15 protein-coding genes and 1 tRNA gene are annotated in these 21,190 nt (G+C 70.3%); 9 read left to right on the top strand and 7 right to left on the bottom strand.

Annotated features, from left to right (window positions below; genetic code table 11):
- Together nudC and B3I25_RS07495 are read left to right on the top strand one after the other, a co-directional pair.
- On the top strand, window positions 1-866 hold an 866-nt coding region (nudC, locus tag B3I25_RS07500), incomplete at its 5' end, for an NAD(+) diphosphatase (protein WP_286738471.1).
- The gene (locus B3I25_RS07495) at window positions 863-2,653 is read left to right on the top strand and encodes an ATP-dependent helicase (RefSeq protein ID WP_286738470.1); all 1,791 of its coding nucleotides are present in this window, start codon (window positions 863-865) and stop codon (window positions 2,651-2,653) included. The genes nudC and B3I25_RS07495, both read left to right, overlap by 4 nt.
- A 111-nt stretch (window positions 2,654-2,764) precedes the next feature.
- Here B3I25_RS07495 and B3I25_RS07490 read toward each other — a convergent pair whose 3' ends face one another.
- The gene (locus B3I25_RS07490; protein ID WP_197493103.1) at window positions 2,765-3,586 is read right to left on the bottom strand and encodes an alpha/beta fold hydrolase; all 822 of its coding nucleotides are present in this window, start codon (window positions 3,584-3,586) and stop codon (window positions 2,765-2,767) included.
- Window positions 3,583-5,061, bottom strand: coding sequence for a flavin-containing monooxygenase (locus B3I25_RS07485; RefSeq protein WP_064846094.1), 1,479 nt, complete (start codon window positions 5,059-5,061; stop codon window positions 3,583-3,585). The genes B3I25_RS07490 and B3I25_RS07485 overlap by 4 nt, the downstream gene beginning before the upstream one ends.
- A 276-nt stretch (window positions 5,062-5,337) precedes the next feature.
- On the opposite strand from B3I25_RS07485, the gene B3I25_RS07480 reads away from it, so the two are divergent.
- On the top strand, window positions 5,338-6,378 hold the full coding sequence (locus B3I25_RS07480) for a LacI family DNA-binding transcriptional regulator (protein WP_260850548.1): 1,041 nt from the start codon (window positions 5,338-5,340) through the stop codon (window positions 6,376-6,378).
- Window positions 6,379-6,416: 38 nt separating this feature from the next.
- Here B3I25_RS07480 and B3I25_RS07475 read toward each other — a convergent pair whose 3' ends face one another.
- Window positions 6,417-7,295, bottom strand: coding sequence for a hypothetical protein (locus B3I25_RS07475; RefSeq protein ID WP_193519923.1), 879 nt, complete (start codon window positions 7,293-7,295; stop codon window positions 6,417-6,419).
- 176 nt (window positions 7,296-7,471) lie between these two features.
- Here B3I25_RS07475 and B3I25_RS07470 point away from each other — a divergent pair, with 176 nt between their 5' ends.
- Window positions 7,472-8,008, top strand: coding sequence for a M48 family metallopeptidase (locus B3I25_RS07470; RefSeq protein ID WP_052160959.1), 537 nt, complete (start codon window positions 7,472-7,474; stop codon window positions 8,006-8,008).
- A 150-nt stretch (window positions 8,009-8,158) separates the two neighbouring features.
- Here B3I25_RS07470 and B3I25_RS07465 read toward each other — a convergent pair whose 3' ends face one another.
- Window positions 8,159-9,658, bottom strand: coding sequence for a zinc-dependent metalloprotease (locus B3I25_RS07465; RefSeq protein WP_286738468.1), 1,500 nt, complete (start codon window positions 9,656-9,658; stop codon window positions 8,159-8,161).
- Between the two features lie 277 nt (window positions 9,659-9,935).
- Between B3I25_RS07465 and B3I25_RS07460 the strand changes: the two genes are divergently transcribed.
- The 3 genes from B3I25_RS07460 to B3I25_RS07450 all read left to right on the top strand — a co-directional run bounded on the left by B3I25_RS07460 (window position 9,936) and on the right by B3I25_RS07450 (window position 14,371).
- The gene (locus B3I25_RS07460; protein ID WP_098053956.1) at window positions 9,936-11,018 is read left to right on the top strand and encodes a YlbL family protein; all 1,083 of its coding nucleotides are present in this window, start codon (window positions 9,936-9,938) and stop codon (window positions 11,016-11,018) included.
- Window positions 11,019-11,125: 107 nt separating this feature from the next.
- The gene (locus tag B3I25_RS07455) at window positions 11,126-14,104 is read left to right on the top strand and encodes a UPF0182 family protein (protein WP_286738467.1); all 2,979 of its coding nucleotides are present in this window, start codon (window positions 11,126-11,128) and stop codon (window positions 14,102-14,104) included.
- A gap of 190 nt (window positions 14,105-14,294) precedes the next feature.
- Window positions 14,295-14,371 (top strand) — tRNA-Met (locus B3I25_RS07450).
- 201 nt (window positions 14,372-14,572) lie between these two features.
- Here B3I25_RS07450 and B3I25_RS07445 read toward each other — a convergent pair.
- Together B3I25_RS07445 and B3I25_RS07440 are read right to left on the bottom strand one after the other, a co-directional pair.
- Window positions 14,573-15,328, bottom strand: a complete 756-nt coding sequence (locus B3I25_RS07445) for a PspA/IM30 family protein (RefSeq protein ID WP_098053958.1) — start codon at window positions 15,326-15,328, stop codon at window positions 14,573-14,575.
- Window positions 15,329-15,407: 79 nt separating this feature from the next.
- On the bottom strand, window positions 15,408-17,423 hold the full coding sequence (locus B3I25_RS07440) for a TPM domain-containing protein (RefSeq protein ID WP_286738466.1): 2,016 nt from the start codon (window positions 17,421-17,423) through the stop codon (window positions 15,408-15,410).
- A 286-nt stretch (window positions 17,424-17,709) separates the two neighbouring features.
- Between B3I25_RS07440 and B3I25_RS07435 the strand changes: the two genes are divergently transcribed.
- Complete coding sequence (locus tag B3I25_RS07435) at window positions 17,710-19,176, top strand: S1C family serine protease (RefSeq protein WP_286738465.1); 1,467 nt, start codon at window positions 17,710-17,712, stop codon at window positions 19,174-19,176.
- 95 nt (window positions 19,177-19,271) lie between these two features.
- On the opposite strand, the gene B3I25_RS07430 is transcribed toward B3I25_RS07435, so the two are convergent.
- Window positions 19,272-19,736: a tRNA (cytidine(34)-2'-O)-methyltransferase gene (locus B3I25_RS07430; protein ID WP_085107632.1), complete on the bottom strand. Its 465-nt coding sequence runs from the start codon at window positions 19,734-19,736 to the stop codon at window positions 19,272-19,274.
- Window positions 19,737-19,894: 158 nt separating this feature from the next.
- On the opposite strand from B3I25_RS07430, the gene B3I25_RS07425 reads away from it, so the two are divergent.
- Entirely contained in the window at window positions 19,895-21,124 is a 1,230-nt protein-coding gene (locus tag B3I25_RS07425; protein ID WP_131332623.1) for a cysteine desulfurase family protein, read from the top strand.
- Window positions 21,125-21,190: the final 66 nt, after the last annotated feature.

The following is a 21,190-nucleotide window of genomic DNA, read 5'->3' as shown; positions in this document are numbered from 1 at the left end:
GCGATCTCGTGGCTGAGGCGCTCGCCTCGCCCACCGCGCGGGTGCTCGTGCTGCGGGGCTCCCAGGCCCCCACGCGCGACGGCGCCCTGGTCCTCCCGCTCGTGGCGGAGGTCCCGGGACCCACGGACGATGCCGGCCGCCCGGACGTGTACCTGGGCCGCCTGGCGGACGGCACCCAGGTGATCCTGCGCACCTTCCCCGAGGACACCCAGCTGTCCGGTCTCGACGGTGCCCGGTGGGAGGGGCTGCGCACGCTGGCCACCGTGGTGGATCCCGAGCAGACGTCGTTGCTCGTCACGGCGCAGGCGGTGGCCTTGTGGCACCGCGACCACCCGCGGTGTCCTCGCTGCGGGGCGCTCACGCAGAGCATCCGCTCCGGGTGGGCCCGGCGCTGCCTCGAGGACGACTCGCTGCACTTCCCCCGCACGGATCCAGCGGTCATCGTGGCGGTGGTCGAGGACGGCCCGGACCCGGCCTCGCAGCGCATCCTGCTGGGCCGCTCTGCGGCATGGGCCGGCAACATGTACTCCACGTTCGCAGGCTTCGTCGAGCCGGGGGAGTCCGCCGAGCAAGCGGTCGTGCGCGAGGTGCGCGAGGAGGCCGGGATCACGGTGGACACCGTGCAGTACCAGGGCTCTCAGCCGTGGCCGTTCCCCCGCTCCCTGATGCTGGGCTTCCGCGCCGTGGCCCACACATCGGTGGCCGAGGCGGACGGCGAGGAGATCCTGGACGTCCGGTGGTTCACGCGCGAGCAGCTGCTCACGAGCACCCGCACCGGTGAGGTCACGCTGCCGGGGAGGGTGTCGATCGCGCACGCGCTGATCGTCAGCTGGCTGGGCGAGGACCTCCCGGGGACCGATTGGTGAGCGTGGAGCAGAGCGCCGAGGAGCGGATCCTCGGAGGCCTGGACCCGGAGCAGCGCGTGGTCGCGACCACACTGAACGGTCCGGTGTGCGTGCGCGCTGGAGCGGGCACCGGCAAGACGCGGGCCATCACCCACCGCATCGCGTGGGGCATCGCCTCGGGGGTCTATACCCCCCAGAAGACCCTGGCCCTGACCTTCACCGCGCGCGCCGCCAATGAGATGCGCCAGCGGCTGCGGGCCCTCGGGGCTCCCGGTGTGCAGGCCCGGACCTTCCACTCTGCCGCCCTGCGCCAGCTGCAGTACTTCTGGCCGCAGGCCGTGGGTGGGCCCCCGCCGGGGCTCGTGAACCACAAGGCGAGACTGATCACTGAGGCCGCCCAGGCCATGCGCCTGACCACGGACCGGGCGACCGTCCGGGACGTCGCGGCCGAGATCGAGTGGGCCAAGGTCTCCATGCACACCCCGGACACCTATCCGCAGGCGGCGGGCCAGCGGGACATGCCCGCGGGCTACGACGTCCGCACCATGCAGCGGCTCTACCAGTCCTACGAGGACCTCAAGGCGGACCGGCACCTGATCGACTTCGAGGACGTCCTGCTGATCACGGTGGGGATCCTGGAGGAGGACGAGCGGATCGCCGCGGCGGTGCACGCGCAGTACCGCCAGTTCGTGGTGGACGAGTACCAGGACGTCTCGCCCCTGCAGCAGCGGCTGCTGGACGCGTGGCTCGGCTCCCGGGACGATCTCTGCGTGGTGGGGGACGCCTCCCAGACCATCTACTCCTTCACGGGCGCCACGTCCCGGCACCTGCTGGAGTTCCCGTCCCGGTACCCCGGCGCGTCTGTGGTGGAGCTGATCCGCGACTACCGCTCCACCCCTCAGGTGGTCAACACCGCCAACCGGCTGCTGGCCGCGCGCCGTCCGTCCCTCACGTCCACCCCGGACACGTGGGCCACACCGCTGCGCCTGGTCTCCCAGCGCCCCGCGGGCCCCGAGCCCGCGTGGAACGAGTACCCGGACGACGAGGCCGAGGCCGCGGGCGTGGCCGTGCGGATCCAGGACCTGATCGACGACGGCGTGGCCCCGCACGAGATCGCCGTCCTGTTTCGCACCAACGGCCAGTCGCAGGCATTCGAAGCCGCACTCGCGGATGCGAACATCGGTTTCCAGCTGCGCGGCTCCGAACGGTTCTTCAACCGGCCCGAGATCCGGCAGGCCATCGTGCAGATCCGTTCCGCCGCACGCACGGCGGGCGCGGACCGCGCGGACGTCCCCCAGCAGGTGCGGGACATGCTCGGTTCGCTCGGCTACACGGAGCGGGCCCCGCGCTCCGACAGCGCCACGCGCGCCAAGTGGGAGTCCCTGCGTGCACTCGTCTCGCTCGCGGACACCATGGCCCGCCGCGCCGTGGCGGACGGCGAGACGCTGTCGCTCGCCGGTTTCGCGCAGGAGATCGAACGCCGTGCGACCACCCAGGAGGCCCCGGTGGTGGACGGGGTCACGCTCGCGTCCCTGCACTCGGCTAAGGGCCTGGAGTGGGATGCCGTGTTCCTCGTGGGGCTCTCCGAGGGACTCATGCCCATCAGCTTCGCCGACACCCCGGATGCCATGGACGAGGAGCGCCGGCTGCTCTACGTGGGGATCACCCGCGCGCGGGAGCACCTCGTGCTCTCGTGGTCGCTGTCCCGGACCCCGGGCGGTCGGCCCAACCGGGTCCGGTCCCGTTTCCTCGATGCTGTGCTGCCCCCCGCGCCGCGCACCCCGGCACGACGCCGCGGCGGCCACTAAGCGGGTGCGGCCGAGGCCCGGCCGGGACGACCGGTACCACCACCCGGTGACGCGTTGTGTGGTCGCAGCGCGGCGGGTGAGCGTGGACCGGGACCGGCTCGTGTGGCGTCGTCAGCTGCGCTCCGCGCTCGCCCAGAACTCGGTGGCCAGGCGGGCGAACTCGTCGGGCCGCTCGATCATGGGCCCGTGGCCGGTGTCGGGAAACCGGTGGCTGCGAGCCCCCAGGGCCTTCGCCCCGCGGGCGAGGTGACGGAAGGGCAGCACCGTGTCCTTGTCGCCCCACATGATGAACACGGGAACACCGGTGGCCCGCACGCGGGGGAGCAGCCGGCGCCGCCAGGGCCGCTTCACACCCGCGATCGAGCCGATCGAGCGCAGCATCTGCAGCATGGCCTCGGAGCCGCCGGGGCGCTGCGCGAGCTCGTAGCCGCGTTCCACGCGCTCGGGCGTGGCCAGGGCGGGGTCGTGGTACATGGCCCGCTCGGAGCGCAGCGCACCCTTGCGGCTCGGTGCCAGTGCGCGCTCGCCCACCCCGGGCAGCGCCGCGAGACGCAGGGCCGGGCTCACGCCCCGTCCGAATCCTGCGGAGTCCACGAGCAGCAGGCTGCGCACGAGTTCCGGGTGGTCGGCGGTGAGCTGCATGGCCACGGCCCCGCCCAGGGAGTTGCCGGCCACGTGGGCCGGCGCAATGCCCTGGGCGCGCACGAACTCCGCCACGCGGGAGGCGAGATTCGAGAGGCTCATGCCCTCGGTGGGGACCTCGGAGCCACCGAAGCCGGGGAGGTCCACGCTGATCACACGGTGCCGCGCGGCCAGACGCTCGTGCTGCTCGTCCCAGTCGGCCAGGCTGCGTCCGATCCCGTGGATCAGCAGCACCGGGGTGCCCTCACCGGTCTCGCGCCAGCTCAGCCCGTTCCACATCTGCGTGCTCACGCGCCCACCCCCGAGGCGGTGCGGGCGGGCACCGTGAACTCCAGTTGCTCGTCCTTCTCGGCACCCGGACGGAACAGCACCCGGTCCCGCAGGTAGTTCTGCCGCACGTTCCATGCCCCGTCGCGGCCCTGGCGGGGCAGCAGGTGCGCGCCACGCTGGATGTAGCCGGAGGCCAGGTCGATGAGCGGGCGCAGCCCGGTGCGGGGGCCGGAGTACCGGGGCGTGACGGCCACGGCACCCTCGCGGTCCATGCGGTCCAGCAGCCGCCGGAAGTACTCTGTGATCAGGTCCACGCGCAGGGTCCACGAGGAGTTCGTGTACCCGATGGCGAAGGCCATGTTGGGGACGCCGTCGAGCATCATGCCACGGTAGCTCACGCGCGCGGCCGGATCCACGGTCTCCCCGTCCACCACGAGATCCATGTTCCCAAGAAACTGCACGTTGAGCCCCGTGGCGGTGACGATCACGTCCGCCTGGAGGTGACGGCCCGAGCGCAGCTGGATGCCGTCCGCGGTGAAGCGTTCGATGGTGTCCGTGACCACCTCGGCGTGGTCCCCGCGCACAGCCTTGAAGAAGTCGCCGTCCGGTGCCGCGCACAGCCGCTGGTCCCACGGGTCGTACTCGGGGGTGAAGTGCTCGTCCACCGGGAAGGTGGGGCCCAGGTGCTTCACAGCCCCGCGGTGCAGCAGGTCCCGCATGGCCTGCGGTCGGCGGCGGCTGAACTCGTAGATGGCCATGGAGCGCACGATGTTGCGCCAGCGGTTGGCCTCCCCGGCCACGCGCGGCGGCAGCCACTTGCGCAGCTTGATGCCAGTCTCGTCCCTGCCGGGCACGGAGGCCACGTAGGACGGGGAGCGCTGCAGCATGCTCACGTGAGCGCCGCGGTCCGTGAGCGCGGGCACGAGGGTCACGGCGGTGGCGCCGCTGCCGATCACGACCACGCGACGGCCCGCCACGTCCAGGTCCTCCGGCCAGTGCTGCGGGTGGACCACGGTCCCCTCGAACTCGGACAGCGTGGGCCAGTCGGGGGTGAAGCCCTCGTCATAGCGGTAGTAGCCCGTGGCCATGAACAGCCACCGGCCGGTGAGCTGCTCGGCCCCGCCCGTGTGGACGTCGCGGTGCGTGACGGTCCACGTGTGGGTTTCGGAGGACCACCGTGCCTGCTCGGCGCGCCGCCCGAACCGGATGTCCTTCGTGACGTCGGCCTCCTCGGCCGCCGAGTGGACGTAGTCGAGGATGGTGTCCCCAGTGGCCAGGCTGCGCTCTCCTGTCCAGGGGTGGCTGCGGTAGCCGAAGGTGGCCATGTCCGAGTCCGAGCGGATACCCGGGTACCGGAAGAGGTCCCACGTGCCGCCCATGTTCTCGCGCGCCTCGAGGATGCGGACGGTGCGGCCGGTGCCGGCGAGCTCCCGAGCGGCGCCGATGCCGGAGATCCCGGCACCGATGATGATCACGTCGACGTCCTGAGTGTCCATGTGGTTCTCCAACTTCCTTGCGGTCGCGCGCCCCGGTCGGATCCGGGTGGTGCAGCCGGTGCCCGACGGCGTTCCCGACGGGTACCGGCTCCGAAACCTCGCGGCGACGTGGCCGCTTCCAGTTCCCTGCAGGCAGGCCGTGCGCCGGGAGGGGCCCGGGTCGGTAGCGGTCCGTGCCGGTGCACACTAACGCGTGTTAGCTTGATGGTTGTCGAGTGTAACAGCTCACATTCGTGGGGCATCAGGGCCCGGCGGCGGTGGGCCACTCGCTACCATGTGGCCACCGACCTCCAGGGAGAACTCACGAGCATGCACCGGCACCGCACCCCCGCACGGCGGACCACGAGCGCCGACGTGGCACGGCTGGCCGGGGTCTCCCGCACCACCGTGAGCTTCGTGCTCAACGACACCCCCTCACAGTCCATCTCCGCGGGCACCCGACGCCGCGTGCTCGACGCCGCCCGGGAGCTCTCCTACGCGCCCTCGGCGGAGGCGCGGGCGCTCGGCCGGGGCCGCTCCACCTCCGTGCTGCTATACCTCCCGCCAGCGGGGTCCCTCACCGAGGACATCGGGGTGATCGTGGAGCGGCTCTCGGTGCTGTTCTCCGAGGTGGGGCTGTCCATGGTGATCCATGCGTGGACCCGCCGCCCCGCCGCCCAGGTCTGGTCCTCCGTGACGCCGGCCGCCGTGCTCGCGTGGGACCTCGCGGAGGACGACGCCGAGCGCATGCGTCGAAGTGGCGTGCGCGGCGTCCTCTCCTGGACCGGTTCGGACGACATGGGGCGGTGGATCACGGGTCTCCGTGAGCGGGACATCGCCAGGGTGCAGGTGCAGCGGCTCGTGGCCGCGGGCCATACGCACCTGGGCTATGCGATCACGGGCGGGGAGCACATGCACGGCGTCTCCCAGTGGCGCTTCGAGGTGCTGCAGCGCGAGTGCGCGGCCCGTGGCCTGCCTCGCCCGAGCGCTCTTCCCCTTCCTGCGGATCCCCGCGGGGCGGCCGATGTGCTGCTGCAGTGGCGCGAACGGCACCCGGGGGCGTCCGGGGTGTGCGCCCACGACACCACCGCCGCGCTCGCCGTGCTCTGCGGGATGCGGCGGCTCGGCTGGAAAGCGCCCGCGGACCTCGCGATCGTGGGGGTCAACGACTCCCCGGCGGCGGCGCTGGCCGACCCTCCGCTGACCATGGTGGCGCTGGACCCGGAGGTCACGGCCCGGCACATCGTGGCCGTGATCAACGCCCTGGTGCGGGACGAGCCCGCACCCTCGCCCCCGGACACGGCGGGGGCCTTCACGGTGGACCGCGACTCCGTCTGAGCGGGCACGGGTGGTACGGCGCACTCCGCACACACGGTTCACAGCCCGGTGAACGCGAGGGAGCACAGGCACCTCGGATCCGGGGCCAAAGGCAGAACCGTCAGCCCCCGGCGCAGCACGAGGCACGCTTCCGGACCGTCAGGTGACTGCGTTCCGGCGGTGGGCCGGGCCGGCGGTGGGCCGGACGGTGCCGTTTCGGTGCCGGCAGGTGGCACGTCCGGGGGAGCGTCGTGTGGCGGGTCGGACGGTGCCGCCCGCGGAGCGGCGTCGTCCCGCAGCACGTGGGACAGCAGGCGACCCGCGATCTCCCCGGTGGCCACCGTGCGCGTCAGCACGGCCATCGTCCCGTCCTGACGCGGAAGCAGAGGCTCGCCGGGCGTGGTTGGGGACCCACGGAACGCGCGTCGCGCTTCACGGACCGCACTCGCCACACAGGCCCGGCACGGGCGGTGCGCCCAGTCGGTGAGGGGCCAGACAACCACGGACCCGCCGTCGCGGACCACGCTCAGGGTGGGCAGCGCCGGGTCCAGGTCCGGGGAGGAAGCCGTGGCGAGGTCCGCCACGAGATCACCGGGCACGGACCACGTGTGGAGCACCACGGCGGTGGGCACCGCCGCCGACGGGAAGAGCTCGGGTGCGCTGAGCGGGGCGCAGCGCGGGGATCTGCGCCGCAGCAGGGTCCTCAGCACCAGTTCACGCGGCTGGCCCTGGAACTCCGCGGGATACGGGCCGTGGCGGACGTCCGCGGTCCCGACGGGTGCAGGATCCCGGACGTTGAGCAGGCAGACCCCGGCCTCCGCGAGCGCGAGGCACACGGCGGCGGTGAGGGGGTCGAGCCCGAGCGCGAGAACGCGCAGCTCGTCGAGCGCCGGGGGAGCGCAGGGTTCCTCGGGGGCGGTTGGGCAACGGTGGGTCATGGCACCAGGGTTGCCGAAGCGGGGTGCTCCCGCGGCCGGAGCGGGGCAATCCACAGGACGGGTGCCGCGGGCACCGTGCTCCCCTTCTGCGTCCCGGTTCGTGCCCCGCCCGGGCGGGGTGGTGAACTGGGGGCATGCCCCCACCACGAGCCAGAATCGTCGAACCACCGGAGGAGATGCCGGAGATCGTCGTCAAGCGCAGTGCCCGCCGCACCAAGACCGTCAACGCCCACTTCAGCGGGGACGCCGTGGTGCTCTCGGTGCCGCAACGGGCCACCCGTGCCCAGATCGCGCATTGGAGTGCAACTCTCGTTCCCAGGGTCGTGGCCAAGCGGCGCGCGGCGGAGGCGGCCTCGCGCACGCGGCACTCCGACACGGCGCTGGAGGAGATGGCGCAGCGGCTGTCCCGGACCTACCTGGAGGGTCGTGCCCGGCCCACGAGCATCACGTGGTCCGCCCGCCAGCACACACGGTGGGGCTCGGCGACCCCCGCCACGGGTGCCATTCGGATCTCACGGCGACTCGCGGACGCGCCCGAGTGGGTTCTGGAGACCGTGGTGCTGCACGAGCTCGTGCACCTGCTCGAGGCTCACCACAACGAGCGGTTCTGGGAGATGGCACGGCGCCACCCCAGGGCGCACGACGCCGGCCAGTTCCTGGACGGCGCCGCGTGGGCGGAGCGGAACCCCGCGCAGGTCACGGGCCGGGAGTGAGGCACCCGAGGGGCCAGCCCGGCGAGCCGGGTCGGTACGAGGTCCGCACGAGTCTCGGTGCGAGTGGCTCCGGGCCGTTCGTACGGGCCCGGCCGCGAACCCTGAAGTCCGTACGACGGGCCTACTACACGGAGGCCCAGCCGCCCACGATCAGTCCTCGTCCCGCGTGGTGTCGGGATCGTCCTGGTCGTCGTCGCCGGCAGTGCCCGTGCTCTCACCCGGCTCGCGTCCAGTCGACGTCTCCCCGGACGCACCCTGCTCCGCGTCCGCGGAGGCCTGGCCGGTGGAACTCGCGCCCCCCGGGGCCTGCCGGCCGTCCTCGTACCCGCCGGCCAGCAGCTTCTCCAGGGCGGCGTCCATCTCCTCGTCGCTGGCCGTGAGCAGCCCGCGGCGCTCCTCGAAGCCCTGGGGATCGTCGAGGTCCTCGTTGGTGGGCAGCAGCTCGGGGGACTCCCAGAGGCTGTCGCGCTCGGTGATCCCGCGCTGTTCCTCCACGTAGCCCCAGAAGGTCGCTGCCTCACGCAATCGGCGGGGGCGCAGTTCGAGACCCACGAGGGAACCGAAGGTGCGCTCGGCGGGCCCGCCCTCGGCGCGGCGTCGGGCCATCATCTCGGTGAGGGCGGCGGCGGAGGGGATGTTGGCAGTGGAGGCCACGGTGACGCGGTTGACCCAACCCTCCACGAGCGCGAGGACCGTCTCGAGCTTGGCGAGTGTGGCCTCCTGGCGCGGGGTCATCTCGGGGCTGAACACGCCGGAGGCCAGCGCGTCCTGGATGCCCGAGGGGTCGGAGGGGTCGAGTTCCTGGGCGATGGACTCGATCCGGTCCATGTCGATGTGGATCTCGGACGCGAACGCCGTGATCAGGTCCAGCACGTACTGGCGCAACCACGGCACACCGTGGAACAAACGCGTGTGGGCGGCCTCGCGGATGGCCAGGTACAGCATCACGTCCGAGGCCGGCAGGTCCAGCCCCTCGCTGAACTCGGCCACGTTGGACGGCACGAGCGCGCAGCGGCCCTTGGCCAGGGGGATGCCCACGTCCGTGGAGGACAGCACCTCGCACGAGAGCGCACCCACGGCCTGTCCCAGCTGCATCCCGAACATCATGGAGCCCGCGCCGGAGAGCATCCCGGACAGGTCCGCCCCGCCCATGGCCTGGGAGAGCTCGGGGGGCAACTGCTGGGTCAGGGCGTCGGACATGGCCTTGGACACGGAGGTGGCCACCGGGGTGGTCATCTCCTTCCAGGTCTCCCACGTGGCCTCGATCCACTCGGCGCGCGCCCACGCGGACGGCAGCACGGGGGCTTCGCCGAACGCGGTGTTGTCCGTGAGCCACAGGTCCGCGAGCTTCATGGCGTCGTTCACGGCGCCCTTCTGCTTCGCCGAAACGGACGCGTCGCCCTTCTGCGCGGCCACCTGACGGGCGTGCTGGTTGGCGAGCTCCCAGTTGATGGGCTCCCCCGAGGAGGTCGAACTCATCATGGACTGGATCTGCTGGAACATCATGGACATGGCCTGCGGGTCCATGGGCATACCGGCCGGCATGTCACCGGGCTTCATGTTCCCGGAGCCCAGCAGACGCTCGAACATCTCCTGGAACGGGTCCTTGGGGTTCTCGCCGTTCTCGTCGTACGGAGGGTTCGAAGGCATGGGACCGCCAATCGTCGTGGAGGATCTAGGACTGCTCAAACCCTAGCCGTCCGCCCCGGGCCCGAACCACCGCGTGCGCGCCCAGTTCGCTGATGGCTCAGGTACCCTCCGGGCGCCCGTTCACCGGGAGCGGGCGACGCCGCCGTCCCCGGCCGTGCGGCGTCTTCGAACCTTCCACGAGGGCGTGCGACGTACGCCCCAGACGGTGTGCGCGGGACCTTCCCAGGGTGGGCCGAGTACGCTGGGACGGTCCTGGAGGCCGTGGAGAGGAAGCGACGTGACGGGTGAGCAGAAGGGGGCGCGGCGCGGATTCCTCCGCCGCCGGTCGTTGCCGTCGGTCGCGCTCGCGGGGACCACGGTGCTGCTGCTCGCGGGCGTGGTGCTGCCCGCGCCGTACGTCGTGGAATCCGCCGGACCCACGTTCAACACCGTGGGCAGCCACGACGACAAGCAGCTCGTCAAGATCACGGGCGCCCCGACTTACCCGAGCGACGGCCGGTTGGACCTGACCACCGTGTACGTCACGGGCGGACCCTCCGGGCGGCTCAACTCCATCAACGCGCTGCTGGGCTGGTTGGATCCCTCCGATGCCGTGATCCCGGAGGACACCCTTTACCCGCCGGACACCACGGGCCAGCAGGTGGACGAGTCCAACGCCGCGGCCATGGTCACCTCCCAGGAGGACTCCGTGGCGGCCGCGCTGAACCACCTGGGCAAGCCGTTCACAACCACCCTGACCGTGCACGCCGTGATCCCCGGCGGCGCCGCGGACGGTGTCCTGCGGGCCGGGGACCGGATCCTCTCCGTGAACGGCACGCAGGTCACCTCGCTCGAGCTGTTGCGCGAGCAACTCGACGCCGCGGGGGAGCGGGGAGCGGACGTCGTCGTGCGCCGGGACGGCAGGACGGTCACCGAACACGTGAAGCTGACCCGGGACGAGGACTCGCAGCGGTGGCAGCTCGGCGTGTACCTCGTACCGAAATACGAGTTCCCCGTGGACGTGGACTTCCAACTGGACCAGGTGGGTGGGCCCAGCGCCGGGATGATGTTCGCGCTGGGGATCGTCGAGGAACTGACCCCCGGATCGATGGCGGGCGACGAACACATCGCGGGTACCGGAACGATCTCGGCGGACGGGAAGGTCGGTCCCATCGGCGGGATCCGACAGAAATTGCAGGGCGCAGCGGAGTCCGGTGCCACGTACTTCCTGGCCCCCTCGGACAATTGCGGTGAGGTGGCCGGGCACGTCCCGGATGGTCTCACGGTGATCGAGGTGAAGACACTGGGAGATGCTGTGGAAGGGGTCGAAAAAGCGGCGTCCGGATCGGTCGTGGAGCTGCCTTCCTGCGGCACCCGGTGACATCCCGAGGTGGTGAAATTGCATGCCGCGACGGGGGCCAGCACAATAGGGTGGACACTGATCATTGACAGATCATCATCCGTGCCCAGGGAATTCAGAGGTATTCAGTGACCGCCGGATCCACATCCCCACGTCCATCCAGCGGGTCCGCAGCGGGCCGCAAGAAACACGGGGCCCTGTTGCCCACAGTGATCGCGGTGGTGGTCCTCATCGCCGTGTTCGTGGGGTTCACCCAGGTCTACACGAACATCCTCTGGTTCGAGCAGCTCGGTTACCTGCGGGTGTTCGTCACCCGTAACCTCGCGATGATCGGTCTGTTCATCATCTCCGCCGTGATCGTGGCCACGCTCATGTTCCTGAGCCTGTGGCTCGCATACCGCAACCGCCCCCGGGACACCGGCCAGGTCAGCGACAACATGCAGAAGTACCAGCAGGCGCTGGACCCCGTGCGCAAGATCGTCATGGTGGCCGTCCCGGTGATCTTCGGGCTGTTCGCCGCCTCCACGATCGCGTCCCAGTGGCAGACCGTGCTGCTGTTCCTCAACCAGGAACCCTTCGGACAGACCGACCCCCAGTTCGACCTGGACCTGGGCTTCTACGTGTTCACCCTCCCGTTCCTGCGGCTGCTAATCGGCTTCCTGGTCACCGCGCTGCTACTCGCCGGTGTGGCCGGGCTGCTCATGCACTACGTCTACGGCGGGATCCGCATCCATGAACGCGGGATCGCCACGACCCGTTCCTCCCGCGTGCACCTGGGCTCCATCGTGGCCGCGTTCCTCGCGCTGCAGGCCGTGAACTTCTGGCTGGACCGCTACGCGACCCTGACCTCCAACTCGGGCAAGTGGACCGGTGCGCTGTACACCGACGTCAACGCCGTGATCCCCACCAAGGGCATCCTGGCGATCGCCGCCGTCCTGGTAGCCATCCTGTTCGTGGTGGCCGGGTTCATCGGCCGTTGGAAGCTGCCCCTGATCGGTGCCGCGATGCTCGTGGTCGTGGCCGTGGTGGCCGGTGGGCTCTACCCGTGGGCCATCCAGCGCTTCCAGGTGACCCCCACGGAGCAGGCGCTCGAGAACGAGTACATCCAGCGCAACATCACCATGACCCGACAGGCCTACGGTCTGGACAACACCGAGGTCACCCCGTACGACGCCACGACCCAGACCGAACAGGGTGCGCTGCGCCAGGACACCGAGACCACCTCCAACATCCGTCTGCTGGACCCCAACGTGGTCTCCTCCGCGTTCGCCCAGCTGCAGCAGTTCCGGCCGTACTACCAGTTCTCCGACATGCTCAACGTGGACCGCTACACGATCGACGGCCAGACCCAGGACACGGTCATTGCGACCCGTGAACTGAACCCGGACCAGATCCAGGGCTGGTACAACCAGTCGGTGGTCTATACCCACGGCTACGGCGTGGTGGCCGCGTACGGCTCCCGCGTGCAGTCGGACGGCAAGCCCCAATTCATGCAGGCCGGGATCCCGTCCCGCGGTGAGATCTCCAACGACTACGAGCCGCGGATCTACTTCGGGAAGAACTCGCCCGAGTACTCGATCGTGGGTGGCTCCCCTGAGGACCCGCCGCTCGAGCTGGACCGCCCCCAGACCAATGACGGGGACGCCCAGGACGCCAAGACCACGTTCGCCGGAAACGGCGGCCCCACCGTGGGCAACTGGTTTAGCAAACTGTCCTACTCCATCAAGTTCCAGTCCACGGACATGCTGCTCTCGGACGCGGTGCGCCCGGAGTCCCAGATCCTCTACGACCGCAACCCGCGTGAGCGGGTGGAGAAGGTGGCCCCCTACCTCACGGTGGACGGCAACCCGTACCCGGCGATCGTGGACAACAAGGTCGTGTGGATCGTGGACGCCTACACCACGGCGGCGTCCTACCCGTACTCCACGCCGTCCGTGCTCCAGGAGGCCACCCAGGACACCCAGACCGCGCAGGGCACCGCCGCTGCGTTGCCGCCCGAGCGTGTGAATTACATCCGTAACTCGGTCAAGGCCACGGTCAACGCCTACGACGGTTCCGTGGATCTCTACGCGTGGGACGACCAGGACCCCGTCCTGAAGTCGTGGCAGAAGGTCTTCCCGAATACGCTCAAGCCGTACTCGGAGATGTCCGCGGACCTCATGGCCCATGTGCGCTACCCCGAAGACATGTTCAAGGTCCAGCGTGAGCTGCTCAACCGCTACCACGTCACGGACGCGAACAGCTTCTACGCGAGCGACGACGTGTGGTCCGTGCCCAACGACCCCACCCAGCAGAACCAGGACGTCCCGCAGCCGCCGTACTACCTCTCCATGCGCATGCCGGGTGAGGACAAGGCGAACTTCTCGCTCACCTCGTCCTTCATCCCGCAGCAGAGCGAGTCCGGCAACACCCGTAACGTGATGTACGGGTACCTCTCCGCCAACGCGGACGCCGGGACGGGTGAGGACGGCGTCAAGAGCGAGGACTACGGCAAGCTGAGGCTGCTCGAACTGCCGCGCTCCTCTGTGGTGCCCGGTCCGGGCCAGGCGCAGAACCTGTTCAACTCGGACACGGATGTGTCCCAGGAGCTGAACCTGCTGCGTCAGGGTGCGTCCGAGGTCATCAACGGCAACCTGCTGACACTGCCCGCGGGCGGGGGCATGCTCTACGTCCAGCCCGTGTACGTGCAGTCCTCCGGCGATGCCGCCTACCCCACCCTGCGCCGCGTCCTCGTGGGCTTCGGTGAGAAGGTCGGATTCGCCCCCACGCTCGACGGCGCTCTGGATGAGGTTTTCAGCGGTAACTCCGGTGCCACCACGGACACCGGGGCCGGCGTGAACGACCAGGCCGCGGAGGCCGCCCAGGGCGGCGACGGGCGCACCGGCGCGGTGGACAACGGCGCGTCGGCCAGCCCCTCGCCGCAGCCCTCCGGGACCCCGTCGCCGCGCTCCACGTCCCTGCAGCAGGCTCTGGACAACGCCAACCTGGCCATGCAGGAAGCGGATCGGGCACGCCGGGACGGTGACTGGACGCAGTACGGCGAGGCCCAGGACCGGCTGAAGCAGGCCATCGACGAGGCCATGCGTCAGGACGGCGCCACCCCGTAATCCAGGGGAGACGCCCGAAGGGCGGTGATCGGGTTCTCCCGGTCACCGCCCTTCGCCATCACCGTCCCCCCTTGTCGCCGCCCCTGTCCTCACCGCCCCTCGCCATCGGGGCGCTGTCCCGTGCGGATCCGCGCCGGGGGACACCCGATTTGCACGATCCGTTCACCCTCCGTATAGTTGAGGACGTCGCCGCGGGGTGGAGCAGTTCGGTAGCTCGCTGGGCTCATAACCCAGAGGTCGCAAGTTCAAATCTTGCCCCCGCAACCACGAAGAAGCCCGGTTTCCCAGGAAACCGGGCTTCTGGCATGTCCGGACACATGTCCGGGGCTACTTCGCGACAAGCAGTGGAGCAAACGCAGCAGGCGATGCCGCGTTTGCTCCACGTCAGCTCACGCCGTGGGTGTCTGCTCAGCCGCGGGATGACGCCCTGAATGCTGCGGCCACCACACCGGCAGCCGCGGAAGTGACTCAGACTTCCTCGGAGGACACAATCTTCTCGCCGTCCTTGGTGGCGTTGCCGGCCTTGAGCGCCGCGAGCCGCGCCTCGATCTCGGTTTGCTGACCCATGTCCTCGAGCGCCTCGAACTGGCGGTCCAGGGAGGAATCGGCGAGCTCTTGCTGGCCGGCCACGCGAGCCTCCTCGCGGCGGATCTTGTCCTCGAACCGGGAGACCTCGCTCGTGGGGTCCATGACGTCGAACGCCTTGAGGGAGTCCTGCACCTGGGCCTGGGCCTGGACGGTCTTCTGACGAGCGGCCAGCTCGTCACGCTTGGCGGAGAGCTCCTGGAGCTTGCCGCGCATGGTGTTGAGCCCGTCCTTGAGCTTCTCCACGACCTCGGTCTGGGACGCGATCTGGGGTTCGACCCCGCGGGCCTCGCTCTCGGACTGGATCTGACGTTGCAGCGCGACCTTGGCGAGGTTGTCGAACTTCTGGGCCTCGCTCTCCTTGCCGGACGAACGGAACTCCTCCGCCTTGTTGGACGCGGCCAGTGCCTTGTTACCCCACTGGGCGGCCTCCTGGACGTCCTCGGCGTGGTCCTTCTCGAGCAAGCGGAGGTTACCGATGGTCTGGGCCACGGCGGACTCCGCCTCGCGGATGTTCTCGGTGTAGTCGCGGACCATCTGGTCCAGCATCTTCTGGGGGTCCTCCGCGGAATCGATCATCGCGTTGATGTTCGCCTTGGCCAGCTGAGCGATCCGCCCGAAAATGGACTGTTTGGACATGGTGTTCTCCTCTTCTCGTATCTCGGACAAAACTGAAATCTGTCACGGGGCGGCGGGTGCGTCGCTCACCCGGAGGGGGTCAGAAGTTCCCGCCCACACCGCCGTCGAAGCCACCGAAATCGCCGCCTCCGCCGCCGAAACCGCCGCCGAAGTCACCGCCTCCGCCGCCGTAGTGGCCCCCGCCGATGCCGCCGTTGAGGATCCCGCCCAGCAGGATCCCGCCGAGCATGGCACCACCGAGGCCGTTGCTACGCCGGCCGTAACCCATGCCGCCGTAGCCCATGGGAGAGTTGTAGAACTCGTCCACGTCCGTCTGTGCGGAGCGCTGTGCGGAGTCCGCGAGGCGGATGGATTGGTTGGCCTCGTTGAGTGCTCGCTCGGGATCAGAGTTCTGCAGTTGCTGCGCGATCCCCAGGTGGCGTTCGGCCTCCGCGAGTTCGGTGCGCGCGCGGGCGCCCACACCGCCGCGGCGCGCCCACACGTAGTCGGACGCGGTGGTCAGGCTCGCCTGCGCGCTCACGAGCGCGTGGGACAGGGTCTCGCGCGCGGAGCGGGCGCGGTCGTTCGCGCTCCGGACGTCGTCCAGTCCCTTGTCGAGCTCGGCCTTGGCCTGCGCGAGCCGGCGGGCGGAGCCCATGGGGTCGTAGCGCCCGGAACGCATGTTCTGGGTCACGGTCTGCAGCACGGAGCGCACCCCGGCGGCGGCACCCGCGAGCTCGGGACGGGAGCCCTGCTGGACCAGTCCCTCGGCCTCGGCGACGTCCCGTTGGGCGATGCTCACGGCGTCCTTGAGGGACTCCTCGGCCTTGGCCAGTTCCCGGCGGGCGTTCTCCACCGAGGTGATCAGACCCTCGGCCTGGCCCTGCGCCTCCTCGGCGGCTCGGATGTTGAGCACGGCCTGGGAAACCTGTCCCGCGTCCAGGTGCTGTTGGGCCTGGGTGATCGCGGAGTCGGCGAACTCGAGGCGTTCGCGTGCCTGCTCGCCGTTGTCCCGCACGGGAGCCAGAGCGGCGTCGTCGTACGTTGCGTGCAGCGAGACGAGCAAGGACTCGGCGTCCTGCAGGCGCGGCTGGACACCGGCCACGGCGTGGCGCACGTCCTCGAGCGCCTCGGGGGCGCGGGTCTCGAGTTGACGCAACTGCGAGAAGTTCTGTTCCTGTTCCGCAAGGGAGCCGCGCGCCTGGTTGGAACGCTCGATGATTTCCCCGAGCCACGCGCGCTGGTCCGCCTCGGTGTCCGGGATGTGGTCCTCGAGCTTCTGCTGCAGCTCGAAGGACGCGCGCATATGCTCCTTGGCCCGCGCGAGTGCGTGCTCGAACGGCTGGGTCTGCTCGCGGCCGTACTGCAGCTGCGCGAAGGTGAGTTCCTGCTCGGAGTGCTGGATCGCGTTGTCCGCCTCCACGAGCGCTGAACCCGCGCGCTTGTGCAGCTCGGGCAGGGACACGAGCGGTCGCTGCGGCGCGCTGCTGCCGTTGTGCGGTTCCGGGGCCTGGGGTGCATTCGCACGACGACGCCGCCCGCGCATGAGCGACGCGACGCCCACGCCCGCGGCCGCGAGCCCGCCGAGCACCACGACCCCGCCGACCACACCGCCGGCCCCGTTCAGGCTCACCCCGCCGAGTTTCGAGTCGATCCCCTTCACGGCACCCTGGGCGGCGGCGTCCCAGTTGCCGTTGCGCAGGGCCGGGACGATGTTCTCGTTGTAGATCTCCTGGGTGTCCGAGCGGGACAGGGGACCCGCCGAGTTGGCCACGAACCGCGCCTGGCGGGTCTCGGTGGCCACGGTGAGCACGGCGTCGTTGGTCCCGAAACCGTTGTTCCGGGCGAAGTCCTGGACCCACTGACCGGGATCGGTGGGGTTCGTGAATCGGTCCACGTACACCACGTAGAGCGTGATGTTGTGTTCGCTGGCGACCCTGTTGATCTCGTCCTGCAACTGCGACGTGTTGCCCAGGACGTTGGCCGAATCCACGATCCGTGTGCCGGGGTCCACCTGCTGAGGGGGCTCGGCCAGGGCGGCGGGCGCCGCGAACAAGCACACTCCCGAGAGTACGATCGCGAAGACAGCGCGGCGCCAAACGGTGTGTGAATTCATGACCCTCGTTCCGATCGATCTCAGCCCGGCGGACGCCCGCCCGGGGATCGTCCCCGGGACATGATGGTCGTCCGAGTCACAGACTACGCTGAACGGACAATGCGGTCACGAGATCAGCGAGCGTCCCGGAGATCACCAGGCAACGTGCAGGAATCGGCCAGTTCTCACAGCCGCGGCTCAGTACGCCCGGGCATACTGGGCCACCGGAAGCCGCCGGGCGGGTCCCGGTATCCGCGTCCAGACACACGATCCCTCGACGTCCTGTCACAGTCCTGAAGGAGAGAACATGGCCGATTCCTATGACCCCCGTGCGGGCGGCGATCCCCAGCGTCCCGTGCCCCGGTACGGCCAGTACGGCTCCGGGACGGAGGGGGCCGGCCAGGGTTCGCCGTGGCACGCGCAGGACACCCAACCCATCCCGCCCGCGGGCGAACACCCCGGCGCCACCGGGGGTTACCAGTACGGCACCTATTCCGGTGGTCAGGACGGCTACACCGCGGCGTCGCAACCGGTTGGTGGTGCTGGGACCGCCACGACGCCCAAGCGCAAGTTCTCGGCGGGTGCCCTGGTCGCCGGGATGGTGCTCGCAGGGCTGATCGGTGCGGGGACCGCGGTGGGGACCGGCGCCCTCGCCGAGAACAACGGCGTGTCCGCGGCGGGCAACAGCTCCCCGGTGATCGTGAACAACACGGAATCGGTCAACCAGATCACGGGGGCCACCCACAAGGCCTCCCCGTCCGTGGTGACGATTTCCGCGTCCGCCGGGGGCCGCGCGGGGACGGGGTCCGGTGTGATCTTGGACGATCAAGGACACATCCTCACCAACACCCACGTGGTCACGCTGGACGGCGCGAGCTCGGATGCCAACCTGGAGGTCCAGACCTCGGACGGTTCCGTGCGCAAGGCCAGCCTCGTGGGCACGGACCCCGAATCGGACCTCGCGGTGATCAAGGTGGACCCGAGCGGTCTTACGCCCGCGGAATTCGGGGATTCGAGCAAGCTCAACGTGGGGGACACCGCGATCGCGATCGGCTCACCGCTCGGACTGAGCGGGACCGTCACGGACGGCATCGTCTCCACGCTCAACCGGACGATCGCCGTCGCCTCCTCAGCGGCTCAGGAGACCCCAGAGGACTCCCAGCAGGGCGGCGGCGGGCAGGACTTCTTCTTCAACTTCCCGGACAACGGGCAGTCGGGCTCGCAGTCCGCGAAGTCGAGCGTCTACCTCAACGTCCTGCAGACGGACGCGGCGATCAACCCCGGCAACTCGGGCGGCGCGCTCGTGAACTCGAGCGGTCAGGTGATCGGCATCAACGTGGCGATCGCCTCGGCGGCGGGGTCCTCCTCGAACGACTCCTCCAGTTCGGGGAACATCGGGGTGGGATTCTCGATCCCGTCCAACACGGCCAAGCGGGTCGCGGACGAGATCATCAAGGACGGCAAGGCCACGCACGGCTACCTGGGCGCGTCCGTCTCCGCCTACACGCCGTCCGGGAGCAACTCGGAGCAGTTCTCCTCGGGTGCCCTCGTGCGTAGCGTGCAGGACGGCTCCCCGGCCGCGGACACCGGGTTGCGCGCGAACGACGTGATCACGCAGTTCAACGGCAAGCGCATCACGGACGCGGACGCTCTCACCGCCGGCGTGCGCGAACTCGCGGCCGGGACGGAGGCGGAGGTCACCTACCGGCGCGGCGGGGACGAGCACACGGCCAAGGTCAGGGTGGGCAACGCCGCCGAGCAATCGGGCAAGTAGGCGCCCCCGGCTCCGGCCGCGCCGACGGCGTTCACAACGGCGCTCGCAGGGTGTGCATACGCACGGTACCCGCGAGCGCCGTCGTCGTGGCGGGATCACACGCCGTCGGGGAAGCCCAACTGCCGCCAGGCCTCGTAGAGTGCGATGGACGCGGAGTTGGCGAGGTTGAGGGAGCGGCGCCCGGGCAGCATGGGGATCCGGACGTGTTCGGTGACGTGCTCGTCCTCGAGGACATCGGTGGGCAGCCCCGTGGACTCGCGGCCGAAGAGCAGAACGTCCCCGTCCTGGTAGGCCACGTCCGTGTGGCGGGTGCTCGAGTGGGACGTGAACGCGAGGACCCGGGCGTCCCCGAGCGCGTCCCACAGTGCTTCCACGCTGGGGTGCACGTCCATGACCGCGAGATCGTGGTAGTCCAACCCCGCCCGGCGCAGGTGGGCGTCCCCGAACGTGAAGCCCAGGGGCTCCACGAGGTGCAGGCGCGCGCCCGTACACGCCGCGAGGCGGATGGCGTTTCCCGTGTTGCCGGGGATCTCGGGGGTGTGGAAGACGAAATGCAGCATGGCTGCGAGTGTAGGCGCGTCCGTGCGGCACGGCACCGGCGGGGCGCGGGGCGTTGTATCGACGCAGCCGGGGGTCTCACCGGCGGTGCGCTGGGGAGGTCGCACCGAAGGTGCGCGGCCGAGGGAGGGCCGCGGTGGGCGCGCCTAGAATTGGACCCATGCCCACACCACGCGTCTACATGGATCACGCCGCCACGACCGACATGCTGCCCGAGGCCGTCGAGGCCTACGTGGCGCAGGCCCAACGCGGCGGCAACCCCGCGTCCCTGCACTCGGGTGGGCGCTCCGCACGCATGGCCCTGGAGACCGGGCGGGACAGCGTGGCCGCCGCGTTGAACGCGGAACCGGTGGAGATCATCCTTACATCCGGCGGGACGGAAGCGGACAACATGGCCGTGCTCGGGCTGTTCCGGGCGGCCCGGGACGCGGATTCGCGTCGCACCGTGATCGCGCTGTCCACCGTGGAACACCACGCGGTATCCGAGGCCGCCGAGTGGCTCGCCGCGCACGAGGGCGCCGAGCTCGCGTGGCTCGAGGTCGATGCCGACGGCCGGGTGGACCCCGACGACCTGCGGGAGCTGCTCGACCGCCGCGGCGACGAGCTGGCCCTGGTGACCGTGATGTGGGCCAACAACGAGGTCGGCACGGTGCAACCGATCGCGGAGCTCGCGGCCCTGTGCGACCGGGCGGGGGTGTCCTTCCACGTGGACGCCGTGCAGGCGTTCTGCGCGGTGCCCGTGGACGCGCACTTGCCCGGGATCAGCACTCTTGCGGTGTCCGCACACAAGCTCGGCGGTCCGATGGGTGTGGGCGCGCTGTACGCCCCCCGCACGGTGACGTTGGCCGCCACGAGTTTCGGCGGGGGCCAGGAGCGCAGCGTGCGTTCCGGCACGGTCAACGCTGCGGGGGCGGCCGCGTTCGGTGCCGCAGTGCACGCCGCCCAGCGTGATGCGCACGCCGAGTTCGTGCGTCGCGCACGATTGCGCGACACCCTCGTGGCGGGGATCCGCGAACGGGTCCCGCAGGCCGTGCTGCGCGGGCCCGAGCCCGGCGCACCCGAGGACGAGTGGGCGCACCCCACGCGGCTGCCGGGCAACGCGCACTTCACGTTCCCCGGGTGCGAGGGCGATTCCATGCTCTTCCTCTTCGACGCCGCGGGGGTCGCGCTGTCCACGGGCTCGGCGTGCAACGCGGGCGTCCCGCGCGCATCCCACGTGTTGCTGGCCATGGGGGTGCCCGAGGAGACCGCGCGCGGTGCCCAGCGCTTCTCCCTGGGACACTCGAGCACGCCGGACGACGTCACCGCGGTGCTGGCTGCCGTGGCGGAGGTCTACGACCGCGCCCACGCCGCGGGGCTGTCCGGGCACGTCCCGGGCTTCGCGTCCTGAGCAGCGCCGTCAGGAACCGCGGAGTGGCCGGGAACGGCGGGGTCAGGAACGGCGGGGTCGTCGGGA

Source organism: Kocuria sp. UBA1838 (genome assembly GCF_002338785.1).
GTDB lineage: Bacteria > Actinomycetota > Actinomycetes > Actinomycetales > Micrococcaceae > Kocuria > Kocuria marina.
Note: the sequence above shows the minus strand (reverse complement) of the source record. Positions and strands in the feature narration are given on the sequence as shown.

What these genes read in the sequence shown, in the direction of transcription:
- B3I25_RS07425 (WP_131332623.1), top strand. Translation starts at nt 19,895, where the DNA reads ATGCCCACACCACGCGTCTACATGGATCACGCCGCCACGACCGACATG.
- B3I25_RS07465 (WP_286738468.1), bottom strand. Translation starts at nt 9,658, where the DNA reads ATGCCTTCGAACCCTCCGTACGACGAGAACGGCGAGAACCCCAAGGAC.
- B3I25_RS07430 (WP_085107632.1), bottom strand. Translation starts at nt 19,736, where the DNA reads ATGCTGCATTTCGTCTTCCACACCCCCGAGATCCCCGGCAACACGGGA.
- B3I25_RS07485 (WP_064846094.1), bottom strand. Translation starts at nt 5,061, where the DNA reads ATGGACACTCAGGACGTCGACGTGATCATCATCGGTGCCGGGATCTCC.
- B3I25_RS07435 (WP_286738465.1), top strand. Translation starts at nt 17,710, where the DNA reads ATGGCCGATTCCTATGACCCCCGTGCGGGCGGCGATCCCCAGCGTCCC.
- B3I25_RS07440 (WP_286738466.1), bottom strand. Translation starts at nt 17,423, where the DNA reads ATGAATTCACACACCGTTTGGCGCCGCGCTGTCTTCGCGATCGTACTC.
- B3I25_RS07445 (WP_098053958.1), bottom strand. Translation starts at nt 15,328, where the DNA reads ATGTCCAAACAGTCCATTTTCGGGCGGATCGCTCAGCTGGCCAAGGCG.
- B3I25_RS07475 (WP_193519923.1), bottom strand. Translation starts at nt 7,295, where the DNA reads ATGACCCACCGTTGCCCAACCGCCCCCGAGGAACCCTGCGCTCCCCCG.
- B3I25_RS07470 (WP_052160959.1), top strand. Translation starts at nt 7,472, where the DNA reads ATGCCGGAGATCGTCGTCAAGCGCAGTGCCCGCCGCACCAAGACCGTC.